The sequence below is a fragment of the Streptomyces sp. NPDC032745 genome, assembly GCF_055579465.1.
Genome location: NZ_JBVING010000003.1, coordinates 506,298 through 527,203, shown reverse-complemented (window position 1 = coordinate 527,203; position 20,906 = coordinate 506,298). Strand labels below are relative to the sequence as shown.

Below are 20,906 nucleotides of genomic sequence, written 5' to 3'. Positions count from 1 at the left end.
ATGGCGGCGCCAGGATTGCGGGGGAGCGCACGCATATATGCACACGCCGGTGGCCCACGCCGTGGCGCGCATCCCTCGTACAGGTGAGTTGAGACCGGCCCGAGACCACACCGCTTTGGCATGCCCGTACCCGCCGACAAGCGCCCCGCTTACTCTCCGCGCTCAAATGCCTTTAATTCCAAGGTCATTGTGGGTGGCGAACCATGCAGAAACGTGCCTGTCAACGGGTGCATATGCACCCGGACCACCCACCCCGCCGAGCCCTACTATCGGCTCGCCATGACAGCAGCAGGGAAGCATCAGGTGAGCCGGACCGAGACCACCCGGCGGGCCGCCGGCCGACAGGGCCGGGCCGGCATCAGGGACGTGGCCGCCGCGGCGGGCGTCTCGATCACGACCGTCTCCGACGCGCTCAATGGCAAGGGGCGGCTGCCGGACGCCACCCGCCGCCACGTTCGCGAGGTCGCCGACCGGCTGGGCTACCGCCCCTCCGCCGCGGCCCGCACCCTCCGTACCGGCAAGTCGGGCCTCATCGGTCTGACCGTGACGACGTACGGGGATGAACCTTTCACCTTCACCGAATTCGCCTACTTCGCCGAGATGGCCAGGGCCGCCACCTCCGCCGCGCTCGCCCGCGGCTACGCCCTCGTCATCCTCCCCGCCACCTCCCGACACGACGTGTGGTCCAACGTGGCCCTCGACGGCACCGTCGTCATCGACCCCTCCGACCACGATCCCGTGGTCACCGAACTGGTCCGCCAAGGCCTCCCCGTCGTCTCCGACGGCCGTCCGGCCGGCTCCCTACCCGTCACCGCCTGGGTCGACAACGACCACGAGGCAGCCGTACTCAACCTGCTCGACCACCTCGCCGCCGCCGGCGCCCGCCGTATCGGGCTGCTGACCGGAACCACGACCGACACCTACACCCGGCTCTCCACCACCGCCTACCTCAGCTGGTGCGAGCGCGTCGGCCAGGACCCCGTATACGAGTCCTACCCCGCCCACGACCCGTGCGCGGGCGCCGTCGCCGCGGACCGGCTGCTCGCCCGGCCCGACCGGCCCGACGCCGTCTACGGGCTGTTCGACCCCAACGGGACCGACCTGCTCGCCGCCGCCCGGCGCTACGGCCTGCGCGTCCCCGAGGACCTGCTGCTCGTGTGCTGCAGCGAGTCCACCGTGTACGCCAACACCGAGCCGCCCATCACCACCCTCTCCCTCAAACCGCGCCGCATCGGCACCGCCGTCGTGCAGCTGCTCATCGACGCCATCGAGGGTGTGGACACCGGGCGTCCCGTCGAACAGGTCGTCCCGACCGAGCTGATCGTCCGTACCTCCTCGCAGCGCAGGCAGCCCCGTACGACCGTCAGTCCGCCCCGGTCACCGGCCAAGGACTGACCGCCACACCGCGAAACCGGCGGGGCCGACGGCCCCGCCGAGGATTTCAGCAACACCTATTTCGGGAGAAAGCGGCAGGAACTATTGGTTCCGCCCAGGATTCACCACCCCTGGTGCGTCACAGAGCGCGAGCCGCATTCCTATGATGGGCGCACGACATCACGGACCCTCCGCCCCGGAGGTCAGGAGGGTCCGCAGGTGTACGGCAGCGCGACGGTGGTGGAGGGGTCGATGACTCAGGGGGCCGGTCAGGGACCCGCGATGCGGACGGAGACGCTGCGGGACTTCCGAGTTCCGGTCACCGAGCCCGTCCCGTACGGCGTGCCCGGCGGGCTTCCCGACGAAGCCCCCGTGTACGGCGAGTACCCCGCGTACTACGGGGAGGGCGCGTCCGTGCCCCCGCCGCCGCCCCCGGGCCAGGCACCCGCCGCGGGCGGACCGGCCGAGGAGGACGACCTCGACGAGGGCTACACCCCCACACACCGCGATCTGCCGATCATCGGCCGCGGCGGGCCGGGTGACACCGTCCAGGTCCAGTACATCCCCCAGGAGCCCGCGGCCGCGGGCCCCGGGCCGCTGTACGTCGTCGGCGACGTCCACGGCTATTTGGACGAGCTCGTCACCGAACTCCAGGCACAGGGCCTCATCGACGCCGACCGCCGCTGGTCGGCCGGCAACGCACGCATCTGGTTCCTCGGCGACTTCACCGACCGCGGGCCCGACGGGATCGGCGTCATCGACCTCGTCATGCGGCTGTCCGCCGAAGCCGCCGCCTCCGGCGGCTACTGCAAGGCCCTCATGGGCAACCACGAGCTGCTGCTCATCGGGGCCAAGCGGTTCGGCGACACCCCCGTCGCCTCGGGCGCCGGCACCGCCACCTTCCAGGCCGCCTGGCTCCTCAACGGCGGCCAGCGCACCGACATGGAGCGCCTGGAGGACGTGCACCTGCAGTGGATGTCGCGGCTGGACGCGGCCGTGCTGGAAGACGGGCACCTGCTGCTGCACTCCGACACCACCGCGTACCTCGATTACGGCGACTCCGTCGAGGACGTCAACGACACCATCCACGAGCTGCTCAACCGCAACGACGCCGACATCACCTGGGACCTCTTCCGCAAGTTCACCAAGCGGTTCGCCTTCCGCGACGAGGAGACCGGCCCCCAGGCCGTACGCGAACTCCTCGACACCTACGGCGGCGGACGGGTCGTGCACGGGCACAGCCCGATCCCGTACCTGCTGGGCGAGGTGGGCACCGAGGACGGCGACGAATCCCGCGGCCCGGAGGCTGTGACCGGACCGCACGTGTATGCGGAAGGGCTCGCGATCGCCATGGACGGCGGGGTCACGATGGCGGGCAAACTGCTGGTCGTGCAACTCCCGCTGAACGACTGAGGGTTATCAGAAGGGGGGTAATTTCAGGAAAGCCCCTGTCACGGCGTGGCATGGGCGCTCTACCATCGCCCTATCCGTAGCAGGCTCTCCTCCGTTTGTGCCGGCGCCCGGGTCTACGCGGGCAAACCGGTCCCCACGGAGCATCGGGGGATGCACATGAACAGCGCTCCGCACCTGCTGACCGAAGACCGACCCGAGTTCGATCGGCTCCTCGACGAGGCGCTGCGTACCGCACACGAACGGCCCGAGCTCGCCGCGCTCGGCGAACGGCTGAACGCCGAACAACTGCGCACGATGGCCGTCGGGGCCAGCGCACTGCTGACGGCCGCGGCCGCGGCCGAGTACGACCACTACGTGAAACTCCGCGGGGAACGGCGCGACGAGGCCCTGTCGACCCCCGGATCGGCGGGTGTGGACAGGAGTGCCGGGCAGGACGAGGGCGACGACGGCGCCGGGGTCAGCGCCGTGGTTGCGGTGCTCGCGCCGGTCCTGGCGGGCACTGCGATGCTGATCTTCCTTCTGGTGGGCTACATCCTGAAGGCGATCGAGCCCGAACCGGCCTTCGCCGACACGATGCTGACGGCGGGTTGGCTCTTCGGTGCACTGACCGTGGTCTCCCTGCTGTTCGCAGTGATCGGGCTGCTGGTGACGGCCGTCCGTAACCGCGCGACGGAGGTCGTGGCCGAGGACGGGGCGATACCCGACGAGCTGGCGCAGGCCCGCGAGGCCTGGCGGCATGCCCTGCTGGAGCGGGGCATCCTGCCGTTCCTGCGGGACGCGCTGGCCGATCCGAGCGCGGGGCCGGTGTATCCCGCCCCCCGCACGCCGAAGGCCGGGCGCATCCCCAACCTGGGATACACCCGGCCCGACTTCACCAGCCCCGGATCCCCGTCACAGGGACCCCGGCCCGGCTACACGCCTCCAGACTTCACCAGCCCCGACTTCGGCGGCCCGGAGACCGAGCCGTCCTGACAGCCGCGGTGGGCAGTCCGTCCCTGTTTCACGTGAAACATCGCGCCGGACACCCCCTAGGGAGTGTCGTCAAAGTAGCGTCGGCCGCCCGGAAGGGCGGGGCTGGCGGGGGCTGGTGCGTGCGCTCGCAAGGCGGAGGAGGGAAGCGACGCGGTGGGGGCACCTCCCAGCGGTAGCTGGGGGACGTCGTTGACCGACGACAACGCGGCGAGCGTGCGTGCCAGACCCCGCCAGCCAGACGGGACTTTGACGACACGGACTAGCCTGCCGATCGGTCTCCGGGGGTCCGCCGCCGCTGCGCGGTGTCGGTCAGGGCCGGCGGGCGCCACACGCCGTCCGGGTGGTAGAGGTTCGTCCCCGGCGGCACGATCTCGTCGATCCGGTCGAGCGCCACGTCGTCGAGGACCAGTCCGGCACCCTTGACCAGCGAGTTCATCTGGTCCATGGTCCGCGGGCCGATGATCACCGAGGTGACTGCGGGATGCGCGACCGGAAAGGCGACCGCCAGCTCGGGCAGGGTGCAACCGATGCCGTCGGCGAGCTCGAGGAGCTGTTCGACGGCCTCCAGCTTCGCGACGTTGCCAGGGATCGCCGGGTCGAAGCGCGCAGGAGTCAGCGCCGCCCTCCCCGAGCTCATGTCGACGGGCCCGCCGAGCCGGTACTTGCCGGTCAGGAAGCCGGAGGCGAGCGGGCTCCAGGTCAGTACGCCCATCCCGTACCGCCGGGCGACCGGCAGCACGGAGGCCTCCACCCCGCGCGCGAGGATCGAGTACGGAGGCTGCTCCGTCCGGAAGCGTGGGAGAGCCCGCCGCTCGGCGACGTGATGCGCCTCGACGATCTCCTCGGCGGGGAAGGTGGAGCAGCCGAAGGTACGGATCTTGCCCGCCCGCACCAGATCTCCGAGGACCGACAGGGTCTCCTCGACGTCCGTCGAGTGGTCGGGCCGGTGCACCTGGTAGAGGTCGATCCAGTCGGTGTCCAGCCGCCGCAGACTGTCCTCGACGGCCTGCACGATCCACCGCCGTGAGTTCCCGCTGCGGTTGCGCCCCTCCCCCATCCGGAAGTGGACCTTGGTGGCGAGCACGACATCGTCGCGCCGGCCCTTGAGCGCCTTGCCGACGATCTCCTCGGACTCCCCGGCGGAGTACATGTCCGCGGTGTCGACGAAGTTGATGCCCTGATCGAGTGCGGCGTGGATGATCCGCGCGCACTCGTCGTGGTCCGGGTTCCCCACCGATCCGAACATCATCGTGCCGAGGCAGTGTGCGCTGACCTCTATGCCGGTCCCACCCAGACTGCGGTATCTCATGGTCATGAGGCCGCACTGTAGGAGTTGGAGTGCACTCCAGCGCAAGCGATTCCGGCCCCGTGACGCTGCTCCGGGGAGTCCCCTCCTCCTCCCCGGAGCAGCGCCGCCGCGGCGGTCGGGTCAGTCCGCCAGCGGGAGGTACACCCGGTTGCCGCTCGCCGCGAACTCGGCGGACTTCTCCGCCATGCCCGCCTCGATCTCATCGGCCTTCAGGTCCCCGCCGTGCTCACGGCGGATGTCCTGGGAGATCTTCATCGAGCAGAACTTCGGACCGCACATGGAGCAGAAGTGCGCGGTCTTGGCCGGCTCGGCCGGGAGCGTCTCGTCGTGGAACTCGCGGGCCGTGTCCGGGTCGAGGGCCAGGTTGAACTGGTCCTCCCAGCGGAACTCGAACCGCGCGTCCGACAGGGCGTCGTCCCACTCCTGGGCGCCCGGGTGGCCCTTGGCCAGGTCCGCCGCGTGGGCGGCGATCTTGTACGTGATGACACCGGTCTTCACGTCGTCACGGTTGGGCAGGCCCAGGTGCTCCTTCGGCGTGACGTAGCAGAGCATCGCGGTGCCCCACCAGGCGATCATCGCGGCGCCGATGCCCGAGGTGATGTGGTCATACGCCGGGGCGACGTCCGTGGTCAGCGGGCCGAGCGTGTAGAACGGCGCCTCCTCGCAGATCTCCTGCTGGAGGTCGATGTTCTCCTTGATCTTGTGCATCGGGACGTGGCCCGGGCCCTCGATCATGGTCTGCACGTTGTGCCGCTTGGCGATCGTGTTCAGCTCGCCCAGCGTCTTCAACTCCGCGAACTGCGCCGCGTCGTTGGCGTCCGCGATGGAGCCGGGGCGCAGGCCGTCGCCCAGCGAGTACGTGACGTCGTACGCCGCGAGGATCTCGCAGAGCTCCTCGAAGTTCGTGTAGAGGAAGTTCTCCTTGTGGTGCGCCAGGCACCACGCGGCCATGATCGAGCCGCCGCGCGAGACGATGCCGGTCTTGCGGCGGGCGGTCAGCGGCACGTACGGCAGCAGCACGCCGGCGTGGACCGTCATGTAGTCGACGCCCTGCTCGGCCTGCTCGATGACCGTGTCCTTGTAGATCTCCCAGGTCAGGTCCTCGGCGCGGCCGTCGACCTTCTCGAGCGCCTGGTACAGCGGCACGGTGCCGATCGGCACGGGGGAGTTGCGCAGCACCCACTCGCGGGTGGTGTGGATGTTGCGACCGGTCGAGAGGTCCATGACCGTGTCGGCGCCCCACTTGGTCGCCCAGGTCATCTTGTCGACCTCCTCCTCGATGGAGGAGGTGACGGCGGAGTTGCCGATGTTGGCGTTGACCTTCACCAGGAACCGCTTGCCGATGATCATCGGCTCGATCTCCGGGTGGTTCACGTTCGCGGGAAGCACGGCGCGACCTGCGGCGATCTCCTCGCGGACGACCTCGGGGGAGACGTTCTCGCGGATCGCGACGTACTCCATCTCCGGGGTGATCTCACCGCGGCGGGCATACGCGAGCTGCGTGACGGCGGCGCCGCCCCGGCCCCGGCGGGGCTGGCGGGGGCGGCCCGGGAAGACGGCGTCGAGGTTCTTCAGACCACCGCGCGGCGACGTGTGCTTGATGCCGTCGTCCTCGGGGCGCACGGGACGGCCCGCGTACTCCTCGGTGTCGCCGCGGCTGATGATCCAGTTCTCGCGCAGCGGCGGCAGGCCGCGCCGCACGTCGGTCTCGATCTGCGGGTCGGTGTACGGCCCGGACGTGTCGTAGAGCGTCACGTCCTTGCCGTTGGTGAGGTGGACCTGGCGGACCGGCACCCGGATGTCGGGGCGGGAGCCCGCCACGTAGCCCTTGTGCCAGCCCGGCTGGCGCTCGGTCTGGCCGTCGGCGTCCTGGCTGACGGCAGGCGTGCGTGCGTCCTGAATGGTCATGAGACCTGATCTCCCTACGCCGGCATTACCCGGTAACAGGTTCGGCGGTCGACGCAGCCTCTTCCCGTACGCATGTGTGCTGCGCGTACGGTGATCAGCGCCCTCTCAGCCCGGTGCTCCGAGCTCCCGCGTTGTGCAAAGGTGCCCCCACGCTAGCGTCATCTGTGGCGTGCTGAACAGTGGGCCCCCTCAACTCTTGCGATGATCTGCCAGTGACGTCCTCGCCGCAGCCTCCCACCGAGCCCACCGAGCCCACGGGTCACACCGACCACGCACGTGCGGCCCCCGGGCATGACCACGGCCCGTCGCACAGCCCGTCACAGGGCCACTCCCATGGTCATTCCCACGGCCACGGTCCGGCGGCACCCGTCTCGAAGCACCTGCGCAAGGTCATCGCGGCCGTGCTGATCCCCTTCGCCGCCGCCGTCTTCATCGGCATGGTGGTGCTCTGGCCGGGCGGCGCCCCCGCCCACGAGCGCTCCGGGGTGGGCTTCGACCGGCAGACCCAGCAGGGCCGGGTGGTCACGCTCGAACAGGTCGACTGCAAATCCGTGAACGCCTCGCAGGTGCCGCCCACCGCCAACCCCTCCGCCCCGGAGGGCCGGGAGGCCCAGGCCGCGCAGACCGGCGAGTGCAAGAAGGCCACCATCGAGGTCACCACCGGATCCGACAAGGGCCGCACCTTCTTCGAGATCGTCCAGCCGGGCGCCCCACGGCAGTTGGAGAACGACCAGGAGGTGGTCGTCGCGTACGCGCCGGACGCGCCCCGGGATCTGCAGTACTCCGTGATCGACGTGAACCGCAAACTGCCGTTGGCGGTGCTGGCCGCCATCTTCGCGGTGGCGGTCGTCGTCGTCGGCCGGATGCGCGGCCTGTTCGCGCTGATCGCGCTGACCATCAGCTTCGGCGTGCTGACGCTCTTCATCCTCCCGGCGATCCTGCAGGGTTCGAACCCGCTGCTCGTCGCGGTCGTCGGCGCCAGCGCCATCATGCTCATCGCGCTCTACATGTGCCACGGTCTGAGTGCCCGTACCTCCGTCGCCGTCCTGGGAACGCTCGTCTCGCTGCTGCTGATCGGCTTGCTGGGCTCGGTGTTCGTCGACTGGGCGTTCCTGAGCGGCAACACCGACGACAACACCGGGCTGATCCACGGGCTCTACCCGGACATCGACATGAGCGGTCTACTGCTTGCAGGCGTGATCATCGGATCGCTGGGTGTGCTCGACGACGTGACGGTCACCCAGACGTCGGCGGTCTGGGAACTCCACCAGGCCGACCCGTCGATGGGGTCTCGCGCCTTGTACCGTGCGGCCATCCGGATCGGTCGCGACCACATCGCATCGGTGGTCAACACCCTGGTACTGGCCTACGCGGGCGCGGCGCTGCCCCTGCTGCTGCTGTTCTCGATCGCGAACAGCAGCATGGGTTCGGTGGCCAACAGCGAGCTGGTCGCGGAGGAGATCGTACGGACACTCGTCGGGTCGATCGGCCTGGTGGCCTCGGTCCCGGTGACAACGGCCCTGGCCGCGCTGGTGGTTTCTGCCGACCGGCCGGGATCCCCGGCCGGAGCGGCGGCCTCGGGGCCGGTCCGCGGGGGCCGGGGACGGCGGCGCAAGCGCTGAGAGACCCGGGTTGCTCGGGGGCCCGGGGCGGCTCGGCTCGTCCGGTCCGTTCAGCCCGCGTTCTGCTCGTTCTGCCGGGACTCGGCCAGGATCCTGTCCAGCGCTTCGTCGAGGTTGTCCTCGAAGTCGCCGAGGCTGCGCTCCTGACCGAGCGGAACAAGCCGGTCGGTGCGGTCGAGGAACGCCACGAGCGGCGCGGCGCCGGCGCGGAACAGGGCCCGGTCGCAACCGACCTGGAGCCGGATGTGGACATCGGACAGCTCCTCGGGGTCGGTGGGGGCGATGTGCACATCGCCGTCACCGCAGGGCTTGTTGATGCCGTCGAGGAGGAGTTCCCGGCCGAACGCCCAGGTCACGGGCGCGTCCCCGGGAAGGTGGAACGTCAGGCGCACCGCGTAGGGGTCACGGGTGTCGTACCGGAGTTCCACCGGGATCCGGAACGAGAGCTCCTCGGAAACGAGGAAGCTCATCATGACCTCTGCCTGTACCGACTCGCGCATTGACTACCCCGCTGTAGTGGAAGTGGCCAGGAATGATCCCCCAGGGCCCTCTTGACAAGGGTGGTGGACGCGCTTGCAGATCACAAGGAGTGAGTTTTCAGATACTGATAGAGAACGAGAGGGTGCTCAACAGCGCGCCTACTTCACTCCGTAGCCGATCGACCACACACAGCAATCGTTCCTCCTGGTGCAAAGGGAGCGAAATCGCCATTGTTGCGGCGGTATCGCCGGCAGTGATGGGGATGGCTGCACACACTGTGCCCAGCGCGTACTCCTGACGCTCCGTAACCGGCTGCATGCGCCCGAGGGACCTGATCCGGTGCTCCAGGGCGCGCTGGTCTCGGACGGTGTACTGGGTGACGGCCTCGACCGGGTGCCGGTCGTAGTAGTCCTTGCGCGTCTCCTCGTCCAGCTGGGCCAGCAGGCACTGCCCGATGGCGTGCGCGTGCCCTGTCGCACGGAAATCGGCCCACTCCTCGACGGCGGGACTGGCCGGGGTGTCCGAAACGCCCACGAGCTCGATCTCACCGTCGCGGAACACCGCGAAGTAGACGGGGGCCCCGACCGCGTCGCGGAAGTGCGCGAGAGAGTCGAGGATCATGCTGCGACGTTTCTGCTGCAGTCTGCCGCCCGCGAGTCGGCCTGCGGCGGCACCGAGAACGAACACTCCGCCCTCGCGCCGCAGATAGCCCTCGTGGGTGAGCGTGCGCAGCAGGTGGTACGCGGTGGGGAGCGGGAGCCCGGCCTCGCGCGCCAGTTGTTTCGCCGGGGCACCCTCGCTGTGGGAGCCCACTGCTTCGAGCAGTCTCAACGCTCGCTGCACCGAACCGATCAGCGTTGGCACACCGGCATTGTGAACCGAAGACAAAGCTCACCCCCAGGCGTGGCGGCGGGCCTTGGGAGGGCCCGCTCTGCGGGGCCGCCCCCGCACATGCCGTGGTTCCTGGAGGTCGCGCTCGGCTGGTACTGGAGATCGCCGCAGGTCAGGGCGGCACTACCGGCCTTCGACCCAGGGGAACGGCACAGATTGCCACTCTATCCACCGATTCCCGCGGTGTGAGCGGTTTGCCACCTCACGTTCCCCCGCCTGGGTTAATCCCCGGGCTTGACCCCGGGGCCTACCAGTCGCCGGACGAGGACTTCGTACCGCTGCCGCTGAACTTCTTCACTAGGAAGACCAGGCCGGCGACGAGGCCGACGAAGAGCAGCAGCTTGAAGGCGAACCCGATCAGGGCACCGAGGATGCTGGTGATGACACCGCCGAAGACGAAGAGCACCAGAAGCGGGATCGCGACCCACTTAACCCACCAGGGCATGCCTGCGAATGTCTCTCGGATGCCGTCCATGTCCTCAACCTCTTCCTGAGCCGTGACTTCCTGCTCTCGATGCTAGGAGGCCGCGAAGGCGCCCGGGGGCCCTCGAGCCCCCGGAGTCCCCTGATCCGCCCCCTAGGGGGACCAGGGGACCGACCCTTGGTCCGGGGCCCCGGCTATGCCTCCGACGGGGAGAACACCACAAGTACCCGCAGGTCCTCGGTGATGTGGTGGAACTTGTGCACCACCCCGGCCGGGACGTAGACGACGCTGCCGCGGGCCACCGTCGTCGTCTCCTCCCCGACCGTGATCGAGGCGCGGCCGCTCACCACGAAGTACACCTCGTCCTGGCGGTGCGGCTGCTGCGGGTCGCTCTGCCCGGCGTCGAGCGCGTACAGCCCGACCGACATGTTCCGTTCGCGCAGGAACTGCAGATAGGCGCCGTCGTTCGCGAGCCGCTCCGCCTCGAGCTCGTCCAGCCGGAAGGCCTTCATCTTCGTTGTGCCCCTTGCTCTCTCGCGTTCCCTGGCATCCGCTGATCTGCTGATGTCCCACCAGGATCTTCTCTGCCACGATCAGACACATGACGAATTTCGTAGTCAAGACGCTCGCGAACGCCGCAGCCCTGGCCGTCGCCATCTGGCTGCTCTCCGGCATCACGCTCGACGACCACAGCTCCCTGGGCCGCAGGACCCTCACGCTGATCCTGGTCGCGCTGGTCTTCGGCCTGGTCAACATCATTGTCAAGCCCGTGGTGAGGCTCCTCTCGCTGCCGCTGTTCGTCCTCACCCTCGGACTGTTCACCCTCGTCGTGAACGCCCTGATGCTGCTGCTGACCTCATGGCTGGCCACGCAGCTCGACCTCAGCTTCCACGTGGACAACTTCTGGACCGCGCTCGTCGGCGGCCTGATCATCTCCGTCGTCTCCTGGGCCGTGAACATGGCCCTGCCCGACAAGAACTGAACGGACCGCCCATGTACCGCGTGTGCTTCGTCTGCACGGGCAACATCTGCCGCTCGCCCATGGCCGAGTCCGTCTTCCGCGCCCGCGTCACCGAGGCCGGACTCGATGCTCTCGTCGAGGTGGACAGCGCCGGCACCGGCGGCTGGTTCGAGGGGGACGGCGCCGACCCGCGCACCGTCACCGTCCTCGAGTCCGCCGGGTACGAGCAGAGCCACCGGGCCCGGCAGTTCCGGGCCTCGTGGTTCAGCGGTCTCGACCTCGTCATCGCGCTCGACGCCGGGCACCTGCGAGACCTGCGGGCGCTCGCACCCACCCCCGAAGACGCCGCCAAGGTACGGCTGCTGCGGTCGTACGACCCGGCGGCCACGGCAGCGGAGGCCGACGTACCGGATCCCTACTACGGCTCCCTCGACGGGTTCGAGCTGTGCCTGGAGCTCGTCGAGGCGGCGAGTGCGGGCCTGCTGGACGCCGTACGCGAGGCAGTGAAGGAGCACACCCCGTGAACGACCATGCCGACCGGACAACAGCAGCGGCCGGGGCCGCCCGGGCGGACGGGCTCGGCGACGGCACCCGGGCCGTGCGCGCCGGGCTGCCCGAGCCCGTCAAGAACGAACCGCCTCTGCCCGGACCCGTCTTCGCCGCCCACTTCCACCTCCCCGGCGACGTCGAGGGCCCGTACACCTACGGCCGCGACACCAACCCCACCTGGACCCTGCTGGAACGGGCCATCGGGGAACTCGAAGCCCCCGGCCAGGACGGCGTGGACACCGTCGTCTTCGCGTCCGGCATGGCCGCGGTCTCCGCCGTCCTGCTCTCCCAGGCCCGTACCGGGGACACCGTCGTCCTGCCCGACGACGGCTACCAGGCGCTGCCGTTGGTCCGCGAGCAGCTGGAGGCCTACGGGATCCACGTCCGCACCGCCCCGACCGGCGGCGACGCGCAGCTCGCCGTCCTCGACGGGGCCAGGCTGCTGTGGATCGAGACCCCGTCCAACCCCGGGCTCGACGTGTGCGACGTACGGCGCCTGGTCGAGGCCGCGCACGCGGGCGGCACCCTGGTGGCCGTCGACAACACCCTCGCCACCCCGCTCGGCCAGCGACCCCTGGAACTCGGCGCGGACTTCTCCGTCGCCAGCGGCACCAAAGGCCTCACCGGCCACGGCGACCTCCTGCTCGGCTACGTCGTCTGCCGCGACCCGGGGCTCGCCGCCGCCGTCCGGCGCTGGCGCAAGATCGTCGGTGCGATCCCGGGCCCGATGGAGGCCTGGCTCGCCCACCGCTCCCTGGCCACCATCCAGCTCCGCGCCCATCGCCAGTGGGCCAACGCGCTGGCCGTCGCCGAGGCGCTGGCCGACCGTACGGACGTGACCGGACTGCGCTACCCGGGGCTGCCCGCGGACCCGTCGCACAAGACGGCCGCCCGGCAGATGCGGGGCTTCGGATCCGTCGTCTCCTTCACCCTGCCCGACCGTGCGCACGCCGAACGCTTCATGGCCGCCCTGCACCTGGTCGAGGACGCCACCAGCTTCGGAGGCGTACGGTCCACCGCGGAGCGGCGCGGACGGTGGGGCGGCGACCCCGTCCCGGAGGGTTTCATCCGCTTGTCCGCCGGAGCCGAGGACACCGGGGACCTGGTCGCGGACGTGCTGCGCGCCCTCGACGCCGCGGGCGCCGGTGCCTGAGCGACCGCAGACATGGAGCGGTCCGAGCCTCCCCCCTAGTGGCTCGGACCGCCCGGGTTCTGCGCGCGAAGAACCACGCACCCAAGGCTAGTTGACCTAGCGTCAGAGTCCAATCACGGTAACGACAGGGGCCTATCGGCATATTTATAGTTGAAGGCCCCCACCGAGAGGGGCCTTCATGGACCTGGCCCTGCTGCGCACCTTCGTCGCCGTGCATCGGGCGGGCTCGTTCACCCGGGCCGCCGCACTGCTCGGGCTGTCTCAGCCCGCCGTCACGTCCCAGATCCGCACCCTCGAACGCCAGCTGGGGCGACCGCTGTTCCACCGCAGGGCCCGCGGGGTCACTCCCACCGCCGTCGGCGACGAACTCGCCCACAAGGCCGCCCCGCACCTCGACGCCCTGCTGCGGATCACCGAGGCGGAGCGGGAGGCGGCCGGTGCGTTACGCACCCTGCACCTCGCCGGTCCCCCCGAATTCCTGTGCCTGCGCGTCCTGCCCGCTCTCGCACCGCTCGTCGGCCAGGGCCACACCCTGCGCACCGTCCTGCAGACCGGCGCGGAGGAGGCTCTCGACGGGCTCGCCGCCGGCCACCACGACCTCGTCGTCACCACCGCCCGGCCGCGCGGCGGGCTGTTCAGCGCGACCGCCCTGTGCGACGAGGAGCACGTCCTGGTCGCCGCGCCCTACTGGGCCGCCCTCGTCGACCCGGACCGGCTGCGTGAGAGCGGCCCTGCCGCCCTCGACGGCATTCCGCTCGTCGAGGTACACGAGACCCTGCCGCTCGTCGCCCGCTACTGGGCCGCGGTCTTCGAGACCCGACCCGGGACCCGGCCCGATGCCGCCACCATCGTCGCCCCCGACCTCAGGGCCGTCCTGGAATGCGTCCGGGCCGGCGCCGGACTCGCCGTCCTGCCTCGGTATCTGTGCCAGGACGCCCTCGACCGCGGGCAGATCATCGCCCTGCTCGAGCCGCCCGTACCGCCGCTGCGCACCTGGTTCCTCGTCGTACGGGCCGGCAGCCTCGCCCTCGCCCACCTCGCCCGTGCGCACGACCGGCTGCTGCGCGCCGCCGCGCACTGGTGAGCCTCCGCTTCCGGCGTGCGGCGCGTTTCACCGACACGCGTTTCAGACACCGCAGTCTGGGCCACTCTTCTCCCATGACCGAACGTCCCGTGGTCAAACGCACCGCCCGCGCGATCCTGCTCGACGGTGACGACCTGATCCTCATCAAACGCACCAAGCCCGGCGTCGACCCGTACTGGCTCACGCCCGGCGGGGGAGTGGAGTCCTCGGACGCCACCGTCGTCGACGCCCTCCACCGAGAGATCCACGAGGAACTCGGCGCGAAGATCACCGATGTGGTGCCCTGCTTCGTCGACACCGTCGAGCACATCGCCGAAGGCGGAGTGACCGGAGTGAAGGTGCAGCACTTCTTCGTCTGCCACCTCGAATCCATGGACCCCAGCCAGCGGCACGGTCCCGAAGTCGACGAGCCCGCAGGCGAGTACGAGATCGTCCGTGTGCCCTTCAGCCGGGTCGGCATTGCCGCCGTCCACCTCGTCCCGCTGTCCCTGCGCCACTACCTCGACGGCAACATCGAGGGCGTGCGCGCCATGCACGCCCCCGACCTGGGCTGACCTCGGCCCGGGCCGTGTCGGCCCGGGCCTCATCCGGCCGCGCCCACCAGCTCCTCGAGCGCGTCGAAGCGGATCCGGTCCCCGGGGATCCCTATCCGCTTGAGCTCGTCGACACCGCTGCGGATCATCGCGGGCGGCCCCGAGACGAACGCGTCGTACGAGCTCCAGGGCCCGTGCTCACCGATCGCCTGGGGCAGCTGCCCCGCCAGGCCCTCGCAGACCACCGGGCGCACCGACAGCCACGGATGCGAACGCTGCAGCCCCAGCAGGGTGTCCTTGTCGTACAGGTCTCCGTCGCTGCGCGCCCCGAAGAACACCTCCACGGGGCGGCGCTCACCGTGCTCCGCCACGTCCTCGATCAGCGCCTTGATCGGGGCTATGCCGGTACCGCCGCCCAGGCACAGCATCCCGTTGTCGGTGGTGTGGTCCACCACCATCGACCCGGCCGGCGGCCCGAGCCGCAGCACGTCGCCGGGCCGGGCGTGCCGCACCAGCGCATTGGAGACCCAGCCCGCCGGAACGGCCTTGACGTGGAAGGACAGCAGCCCGTCGGCGCGCGGGGCCGAGGCGAACGAGTAGTGCCGCCACACCCGGGGCCACCACGGGGTCTCCAGGCTCGTGTACTGGCCCGCCAGAAAGGCGTAGGGCTGGTCGGGGCGGACCGTCAGCACCGCGATGTCCGGGGTGCGCAGATCGTGCGAGACCACCTCCGCGTGCCACCACGCAGGGGTCTTCACCTCGTCCTGCGCCGCCGCGTCGATCATGATCTGGGACATCGCGGTGTAGGCCCGCACCCATGCGGCCTGCGCCTCTGGCCCCCAGCTGTGCTCCGCGTACCGGGCCAGGGCGCCGATCAGAGCCTCGCCCACCACCGGATAGTGCCCCGCCGCCGTGCCGTACTTCCGGTGCCCGGTGCCCAGTCGGCGCAGATAGGGCACGAGCACGTCCGGGTTGTCGATGTGCTCGGCGGCGGTCAGCAGCGCCTTCAGGAGCCGGTCGCGCTGCGCGTCCATGGCGGCCGGGAACATACCCCGAACCTCCGGGTGCCCCGTGAACACCAGGGCGTAGAAGTACGAGGTCACCTTGTCGGCGATCGGTGCGATTTCCTCGAGGGTCCGGCGGATCAGCACCGCGTCCGGGGAGGGCTCTACCGCACCGCCCCCGGACGGTATCCGGGCCGTCCGTCTGGCCGATCTGGTGGGCGGAGCGTCCATGCGGTGCCTCGCTTCGAACATCTCGGTCGGTAAGCACGCCACGGCCTTCGAATCCGTGGTTCCGGGCCTCAAAGCCTGCCAGCCGCCCCAACCACTCGCGGGGAAACGCGGAAAATCCGCGTTTCGAACCCACTTTCCTCCTAAGATGCTTGGACTTCCGGGCGCGCCGCCCCGACCAGCTGATAGGCCTCTCGCAGGTCCCGGCCCTCGTAGACATACGTCGCCCGCTCCGCCAGGTACGGCCGCGCGTTGACCGCCACCGACACCGAAACGGCCTCGAACAGCACCGCGTCGGTCGATGAATCCCCGTACGCGACACAGTCGGCCCGGCTCACCCCGAACTGCGCGCACAGCCGGTCCGCCACCGTGACCTTCCCTTCGGGCGTCAGGATCCCGGACGCCTCCACAGGACGGGTGAAAGGCACCTCCGGGAACACCGAGCCGTGTGCGGCATGCGCGCCCCACTCCAGCAGCAACTCCACGAAGAACGAGGGCGACAGCGAGATCACCGCGCAGTAGTCCCCGCGCTCCCTGATCTCCCCCCACACCTCGCGAATCCCCGCCAGCCAAGGAGCTCCGTCGAACGCCGCCCGGACATGCGCGGGCGTCAGCCCTGCCCACAGCGCATGTGCCGCCACCGAGAATTCGTGCGGCCCGATCTCCCGGGCTCCGAACGATCGCTCCAGCTCGGCGATCTCCGCGCTCAGGCCGAGCTGTCGCGAGATCTCGACCGGCGCCGCCGAGCCGTGCATCAGCGTCCCGTCGAGATCGAAAAGGTGCAGGAGGGTCATGGCAGTCGAGGCTAGCCGGTCGATTTCACCGAGGGCACCTCCCGGCCGCGGCGGGTCAGAAACACGATGTTTCACGTGAAACATCGCCGGCTCCCACCGGGAGCCTCCCGCGGTGACCCGGGAAGAGACATCGGATGTTTCACGTGAAACATGCACCCCAAATCCTCTGGACGCCCTCCATCCGGTGATCCACTCTGGGCCGGTGACACCACCACACCTGACCGACCTGCCGATCCGTGCGCTGACCGTGGACGACCTCCGCCACTGCGCCGACCTGTCCGAAGACCGCGGGTGGCCGCGCGAGGACCACAAGTGGGGGCTGCTCCTCGCCGCGGGCAGCGGCTACGGCATCGATGCCCCCGACGGACAGGGGCTCGCCGCCGCCTGCGTCGTCACCTCGTACGGCCACACCCACGCCGGCCCCGAAATGGCCGCCATCGGAATGGTCCTCGTCGCCGAGCGCTACGCCCGCCGGGGCCTGGGCCGCCGCCTGATGACGTATATCTGCGACGACCTGCTCCAGGGCGTCCCGCTCACCCTGCACGCCACTCCCTACGGCCGCCCCCTCTACGAGGAGCTCGGTTTCGACACCACGGGCCGCGCGGAGATGCTCCGGGGCTCGTTCCGCCAAGACCCCGCGGCTCCGGGGCCGGACTCCGTGGCGGTCCGGCCGGCGACCGGCGAGGACATCCCGCGGATCCTCCGCCTGGACACCGAGGTCTTCGGTACCGACCGGACCCACATGATCACGCGGCTTCCCGCCTTCGCGGACCGGCTGCTGGTCGCCGAGGACGGCGGGGGCCAGCTCGTCGGCTACGCCGCGATCTGGCCCAATATGGAGACCCACGTCATCGGCCCGCTGATCGCCCGTGACACGGCCGGCGCCCAGGCACTCGTCACCGCTCTCGCCGCCGCCACCGACCGGCCGCTGCGGACCGACATCGACGTACGCCACGAGGAGCTCCTGACCTGGCTCAAGGACCGCGGCCTCGACTCCGTCGCCTTCAACGCCGTCATGACCCGCGACATCCCCGGCCTCCCCGGCGACTGGACCCGCCGCTGGGCCCCGCTCACCGTGGCAGCGGGCTGAGAAAGGACGTCTCCATGACCGACCCCGACGAACCGGCCATCCGCCCCGCCACCGAGGAGGACCTGCCCGCCATCGTCGCCATGCTCGCGGACGACCCCCTCGGCGCCACCCGCGAATCCCCCGACGACCTCACCCCGTACATCGCGGCTTTCAAGCGCCTGACCGACGACCCACACCAGCACGTGGTCGTGGCGGCCCGCGAAGGCCGCGTCGTGGGCACGCTCCAGCTCACGATCGTCCCCGGGCTCTCCCGCAAAGGAGCCACCCGCGCGATCATCGAAGGGGTCCGCGTCCACGCCGACGAGCGCGGCAGCGGCCTGGGCACCCGGTTCATCCAATGGGCCGTCGAGCGGGCCCGCCGTGAGAACTGCCAACTCGTCCAGCTCACCTCGGACGTGACCCGTACCGACGCCCACCGCTTCTACGAGCGGCTCGGGTTCACCGCGTCCCATGTCGGGTTCAAGCTCTCCCTCTGATCGCCCGTACGGAAGGCCGGGCCGGCGTCGGTGGCCCGGCCTACGATCGGGAGGATGAGCCCCAGCCTCCCTCTCGTCACCACCGCCGAGCGTCGCCACCGGCTCGGCCGCAGACACCGCCTGGCTCCCTCGGCGCATGCGGCCACGGTCGCCCAGGCTGCGGACGCCGTCGTGGCGCTGCACGCCACCGACGCCGCGACCGTGTTCCTCTCCGCCCGCGCCCGGCTCACGGAAAGCGGCCCCGCCGTCGTCGAGCAGGCGCTCTACGGGGACGTCTCGCTCGTCCGGCTGCTCAGCATGCGCAACACGCTCTTCGCCGTCTCCACGGAACTCGCCCCGTACGTGGACGCCTCGACCGCCCGCGGCATCGCCGTCAAGGAGCGCCGTACGTTCCTGAAGCACCTCGACGAGGACGGCCAGGGCCTCGATGCGGCCTGGCTGGCCCGGGCCGAGACCGCCGTGCTCGATGCCCTCGACACCGGCGGCCCCTGCACCGGCAGCCAGCTCTCGGCAGCCGTGCCCACGCTGCGCGAGAAGATCACCATCGGCCGGGGCAAGAAGTACGAGACCAAGACCGGCGTCGCCACCCGTGTCATCCGGCTACTGGCCGCCGACGGCCGGATCCGCCGTGACCGACCGCGTGGATCATGGACCTCCAGCCAGTTCCGCTGGGTACACACCGAGCCCTGGCCCGCCGTTCCCGCAGCCGAGGCCCGCGCCGAGATCGCCCAGCGCTGGCTGCACGCCTACGGTCCGGCCACGGAGGCGGACCTCAAGTGGTGGACGGGCTGGACTCTCAGCGACGTCCGCAAGGCCCTCGCCGTCGTCGGCCCCGACCAGGTCCGTCTCGACGACGGCAGCACGGCCCTGGTCAGCCCCGGCGACACCGCGCCCGAACCCGCCCCGGAGCCCTGGGCCGCGCTGCTGCCCGGACTCGACCCCAGCGGCATGGGCTGGGCCGACCGGGGCTTCCACCTCGACCCCGCCCACCGGCCCGCCCTCTTCGACTACGCCGGCAACATCGGCCCCACGGTCTGGTGGAACGGCGAGATCGTCGGCGGCTGGGCCCAGCGCGCGGACGGCGAGATCGTCTGGCGGCTGCTGGCCGACCCCGGCCGCGCCGCCGAGGAGGCGATCACGGCCGAGGCGGCCCGCCTCGCCCGGTGGGTGGGCGAGGCCCGGATCACCCCGCGCTTCCGCACCCCGCTGGAACGCGAACTCGTCGCCTGAGCCTGCGGGCCGAAGTGTCAGCCGATGCCCCGCCAGCCCTGCGGGTCCACCCCGCCGGGCACCGGGGCCTGGGCGTCGTACGGCTCCCTCGTGAACACGAACGAGCCCAGGTCGAGGTGGCTGACCGAACCGTCCTCGCGCCGGACCGCCCGCAGCGTCTCCCCCGCGTAATAGCCGGAGAGTCCGGTCCAACTGCCGTCGGGCTCGGCCCTGAACCGGGCCGACCGGCCCGTCGCGCCCACCGGGGCGAGTTCCAACAGCCCGTCAGCCTTCAGCCTCAGCACCTGCGCCGACGTACCCCAGTACCAGGGGCCGCACAGCTCCAGCGCAACCGGATCGGCCTCCCGGAACGGCCGCCAGGGCTGCGGGAACCGCGGCTCCGCGTCCGCGACGATCGCCACCAGGTCCGCGGCCACCGTCGCGGCGGGCAGCCCCGACGTGCAGTTCGCCAGCACCACGGCCGCCACGTCGTCCGCCTCGCTCAGCCAGATCCCCGCCACGAACCCCGGGAGCGAGCCGCTGTGGCCGGCGAGCCTGCGCCCGCCACTGTCCGCCAGCTGCATGCCGAACCCGTAGCCGAGCTCGGCGAAACCGGGCTCCGGCGGAGAGGCCGGCGTCCGCATCTCCCGTACGGTCTCCGCGCTCAGCACCCGCTCGTCGCCACGGGCGAGGAACACCGCGAACCGCGCCAAATCGCGCGTCGTGGACCAGAGCTGCCCGGCCGCGGCCATCAGCCCCAGATCCTCCAGCGGCTCGGGCATCATCACGTCGGCCCACGGGTGCACCGCCCAGCCGCCCGCGTGCGGAGCCTGGGGCTGTGCCGTCGTACGGTCCAGGGCCAGCGGCTCCAGGACCTCGGCCCGGAGCACCTCTTCCCACGGCTTCCCGCGTACGGCCTCCACGAGCGAACCCAGCAGCGTGTAGCCCGGGTTGGAGTAGTGGTGCCGCCTGCCGGGCCGGAAGCGGAACGGTTCCTCGCCCAGCACGTCAGCAAGTCCGGGGCGCAGCGCCGCGGGCGTGCGCTCCCACCACTCGCCCGGCGTCTCCGCCGCCAACCCACTGGTGTGGGCCAGCAGTTGGGCGATGGTCACCTCGCCGGCGCCCGTCCCGGGCAGGTGCTTCTCCAGCGGGTCCTCGAGATGCAGCAGGCCCTCGTCGCGCAGGCGCATCACCAGAACAGCGGTGAAGGTCTTGCTGATCGACCCGATCCGGTACTGCACGTTCCCGTCCGGCCCGTGCCCCTCGACGGAGGTCCGGGAACCCTCCCAGACCACCTCACCGCCGCGGGCCACGGCCGCCACCACCGACGGCGCCCGTCCCTCGCTCTGCGCGAGGGCGATCCGGTGTCTCAGCGCACGCCGGGTCGCAGGGAGCAGATCCAGGTCTTCAGATGCGGCATCCATGATCGGAT

General features: G+C 70.6%; 21 protein-coding genes. 12 read left to right on the top strand and 9 right to left on the bottom strand.

Annotated elements, in window-relative coordinates; all coding sequences use genetic code 11:
- Positions 1-279: 279 nt before the first annotated feature.
- From ACZ5WG_RS10295 to ACZ5WG_RS10285, 3 genes are all read left to right on the top strand, one after another.
- Positions 280-1,395 (top strand): LacI family DNA-binding transcriptional regulator, encoded by a 1,116-nt coding sequence (locus ACZ5WG_RS10295; protein ID WP_133897508.1) that lies wholly within the window; start codon positions 280-282, stop codon positions 1,393-1,395.
- A gap of 216 nt (positions 1,396-1,611) precedes the next feature.
- Positions 1,612-2,787, top strand: coding sequence for a metallophosphoesterase (locus ACZ5WG_RS10290; RefSeq protein ID WP_468722289.1), 1,176 nt, complete (start codon positions 1,612-1,614; stop codon positions 2,785-2,787).
- A 150-nt stretch (positions 2,788-2,937) separates the two neighbouring features.
- Positions 2,938-3,759, top strand: a complete 822-nt coding sequence (locus ACZ5WG_RS10285) for a hypothetical protein (RefSeq protein ID WP_468722037.1) — start codon at positions 2,938-2,940, stop codon at positions 3,757-3,759.
- 259 nt (positions 3,760-4,018) lie between these two features.
- Here the strand turns inward: ACZ5WG_RS10285 and ACZ5WG_RS10280 are convergent, their stop codons facing one another.
- Positions 4,019-5,068: an aldo/keto reductase gene (locus ACZ5WG_RS10280; protein WP_468722287.1), complete on the bottom strand. Its 1,050-nt coding sequence runs from the start codon at positions 5,066-5,068 to the stop codon at positions 4,019-4,021.
- A 120-nt stretch (positions 5,069-5,188) separates the two neighbouring features.
- A complete protein-coding gene (thiC, locus tag ACZ5WG_RS10275; RefSeq protein WP_468722035.1) occupies positions 5,189-6,976 on the bottom strand; it encodes a phosphomethylpyrimidine synthase ThiC in 1,788 nt (595 codons plus the stop codon).
- A gap of 212 nt (positions 6,977-7,188) precedes the next feature.
- Here thiC and ACZ5WG_RS10270 point away from each other — a divergent pair, with 212 nt between their 5' ends.
- Positions 7,189-8,598: a YibE/F family protein gene (locus ACZ5WG_RS10270; protein WP_468722034.1), complete on the top strand. Its 1,410-nt coding sequence runs from the start codon at positions 7,189-7,191 to the stop codon at positions 8,596-8,598.
- 50 nt (positions 8,599-8,648) lie between these two features.
- On the opposite strand, the gene ACZ5WG_RS10265 is transcribed toward ACZ5WG_RS10270, so the two are convergent.
- From ACZ5WG_RS10265 to ACZ5WG_RS10250, 4 genes are all read right to left on the bottom strand, one after another.
- Positions 8,649-9,098, bottom strand: a complete 450-nt coding sequence (locus ACZ5WG_RS10265) for an SsgA family sporulation/cell division regulator (RefSeq protein WP_468722033.1) — start codon at positions 9,096-9,098, stop codon at positions 8,649-8,651.
- Between the two features lie 97 nt (positions 9,099-9,195).
- On the bottom strand, positions 9,196-9,933 hold the full coding sequence (locus tag ACZ5WG_RS10260; protein WP_468722286.1) for an IclR family transcriptional regulator: 738 nt from the start codon (positions 9,931-9,933) through the stop codon (positions 9,196-9,198).
- 283 nt (positions 9,934-10,216) lie between these two features.
- Complete coding sequence (locus ACZ5WG_RS10255; protein ID WP_468722032.1) at positions 10,217-10,444, bottom strand: DUF5326 family protein; 228 nt, start codon at positions 10,442-10,444, stop codon at positions 10,217-10,219.
- Positions 10,445-10,587: 143 nt separating this feature from the next.
- Complete coding sequence (locus ACZ5WG_RS10250; RefSeq protein ID WP_468722030.1) at positions 10,588-10,905, bottom strand: cupin domain-containing protein; 318 nt, start codon at positions 10,903-10,905, stop codon at positions 10,588-10,590.
- An 89-nt stretch (positions 10,906-10,994) separates the two neighbouring features.
- Here ACZ5WG_RS10250 and ACZ5WG_RS10245 point away from each other — a divergent pair, with 89 nt between their 5' ends.
- From ACZ5WG_RS10245 to ACZ5WG_RS10225, 5 genes are all read left to right on the top strand, one after another.
- Positions 10,995-11,375: a phage holin family protein gene (locus ACZ5WG_RS10245; RefSeq protein ID WP_365950915.1), complete on the top strand. Its 381-nt coding sequence runs from the start codon at positions 10,995-10,997 to the stop codon at positions 11,373-11,375.
- Between the two features lie 11 nt (positions 11,376-11,386).
- Positions 11,387-11,878: a low molecular weight protein-tyrosine-phosphatase gene (locus tag ACZ5WG_RS10240; protein ID WP_468722029.1), complete on the top strand. Its 492-nt coding sequence runs from the start codon at positions 11,387-11,389 to the stop codon at positions 11,876-11,878.
- Positions 11,875-13,056 carry a cystathionine gamma-lyase gene (locus tag ACZ5WG_RS10235; RefSeq protein ID WP_468722028.1) on the top strand — a complete coding sequence of 394 codons (1,182 nt, stop codon included), beginning with the start codon at positions 11,875-11,877 and terminating at the stop codon, positions 13,054-13,056. Before ACZ5WG_RS10240 ends, ACZ5WG_RS10235 begins: the two co-directional genes overlap by 4 nt.
- A 178-nt stretch (positions 13,057-13,234) precedes the next feature.
- Positions 13,235-14,140 carry a LysR family transcriptional regulator gene (locus tag ACZ5WG_RS10230; RefSeq protein ID WP_468722027.1) on the top strand — a complete coding sequence of 302 codons (906 nt, stop codon included), beginning with the start codon at positions 13,235-13,237 and terminating at the stop codon, positions 14,138-14,140.
- Between the two features lie 74 nt (positions 14,141-14,214).
- Positions 14,215-14,694, top strand: coding sequence for an NUDIX domain-containing protein (locus tag ACZ5WG_RS10225; RefSeq protein WP_468722025.1), 480 nt, complete (start codon positions 14,215-14,217; stop codon positions 14,692-14,694).
- Positions 14,695-14,723: 29 nt separating this feature from the next.
- Here the strand turns inward: ACZ5WG_RS10225 and ACZ5WG_RS10220 are convergent, their stop codons facing one another.
- A complete protein-coding gene (locus ACZ5WG_RS10220) occupies positions 14,724-16,055 on the bottom strand; it encodes a globin domain-containing protein (RefSeq protein ID WP_468722285.1) in 1,332 nt (443 codons plus the stop codon).
- On the bottom strand, positions 16,049-16,699 hold the full coding sequence (locus ACZ5WG_RS10215) for an HAD family hydrolase (RefSeq protein WP_468722024.1): 651 nt from the start codon (positions 16,697-16,699) through the stop codon (positions 16,049-16,051). The genes ACZ5WG_RS10220 and ACZ5WG_RS10215 overlap by 7 nt, the downstream gene beginning before the upstream one ends.
- A 202-nt stretch (positions 16,700-16,901) precedes the next feature.
- Between ACZ5WG_RS10215 and ACZ5WG_RS10210 the strand changes: the two genes are divergently transcribed.
- Genes ACZ5WG_RS10210 through ACZ5WG_RS10200 form a run of 3 tightly spaced genes read left to right on the top strand, consistent with a single transcriptional unit; the run spans position 16,902 to position 19,495 of the window.
- Positions 16,902-17,789: a GNAT family N-acetyltransferase gene (locus ACZ5WG_RS10210; RefSeq protein WP_468722023.1), complete on the top strand. Its 888-nt coding sequence runs from the start codon at positions 16,902-16,904 to the stop codon at positions 17,787-17,789.
- A gap of 14 nt (positions 17,790-17,803) precedes the next feature.
- Positions 17,804-18,265, top strand: coding sequence for a GNAT family N-acetyltransferase (locus ACZ5WG_RS10205; RefSeq protein ID WP_468722022.1), 462 nt, complete (start codon positions 17,804-17,806; stop codon positions 18,263-18,265).
- A gap of 54 nt (positions 18,266-18,319) precedes the next feature.
- Positions 18,320-19,495 (top strand): winged helix DNA-binding domain-containing protein, encoded by a 1,176-nt coding sequence (locus ACZ5WG_RS10200; protein ID WP_468722020.1) that lies wholly within the window; start codon positions 18,320-18,322, stop codon positions 19,493-19,495.
- Between the two features lie 17 nt (positions 19,496-19,512).
- On the opposite strand, the gene ACZ5WG_RS10195 is transcribed toward ACZ5WG_RS10200, so the two are convergent.
- Positions 19,513-20,898, bottom strand: a complete 1,386-nt coding sequence (locus tag ACZ5WG_RS10195) for a serine hydrolase domain-containing protein (RefSeq protein ID WP_468722019.1) — start codon at positions 20,896-20,898, stop codon at positions 19,513-19,515.
- Positions 20,899-20,906 lie beyond the last annotated feature (8 nt).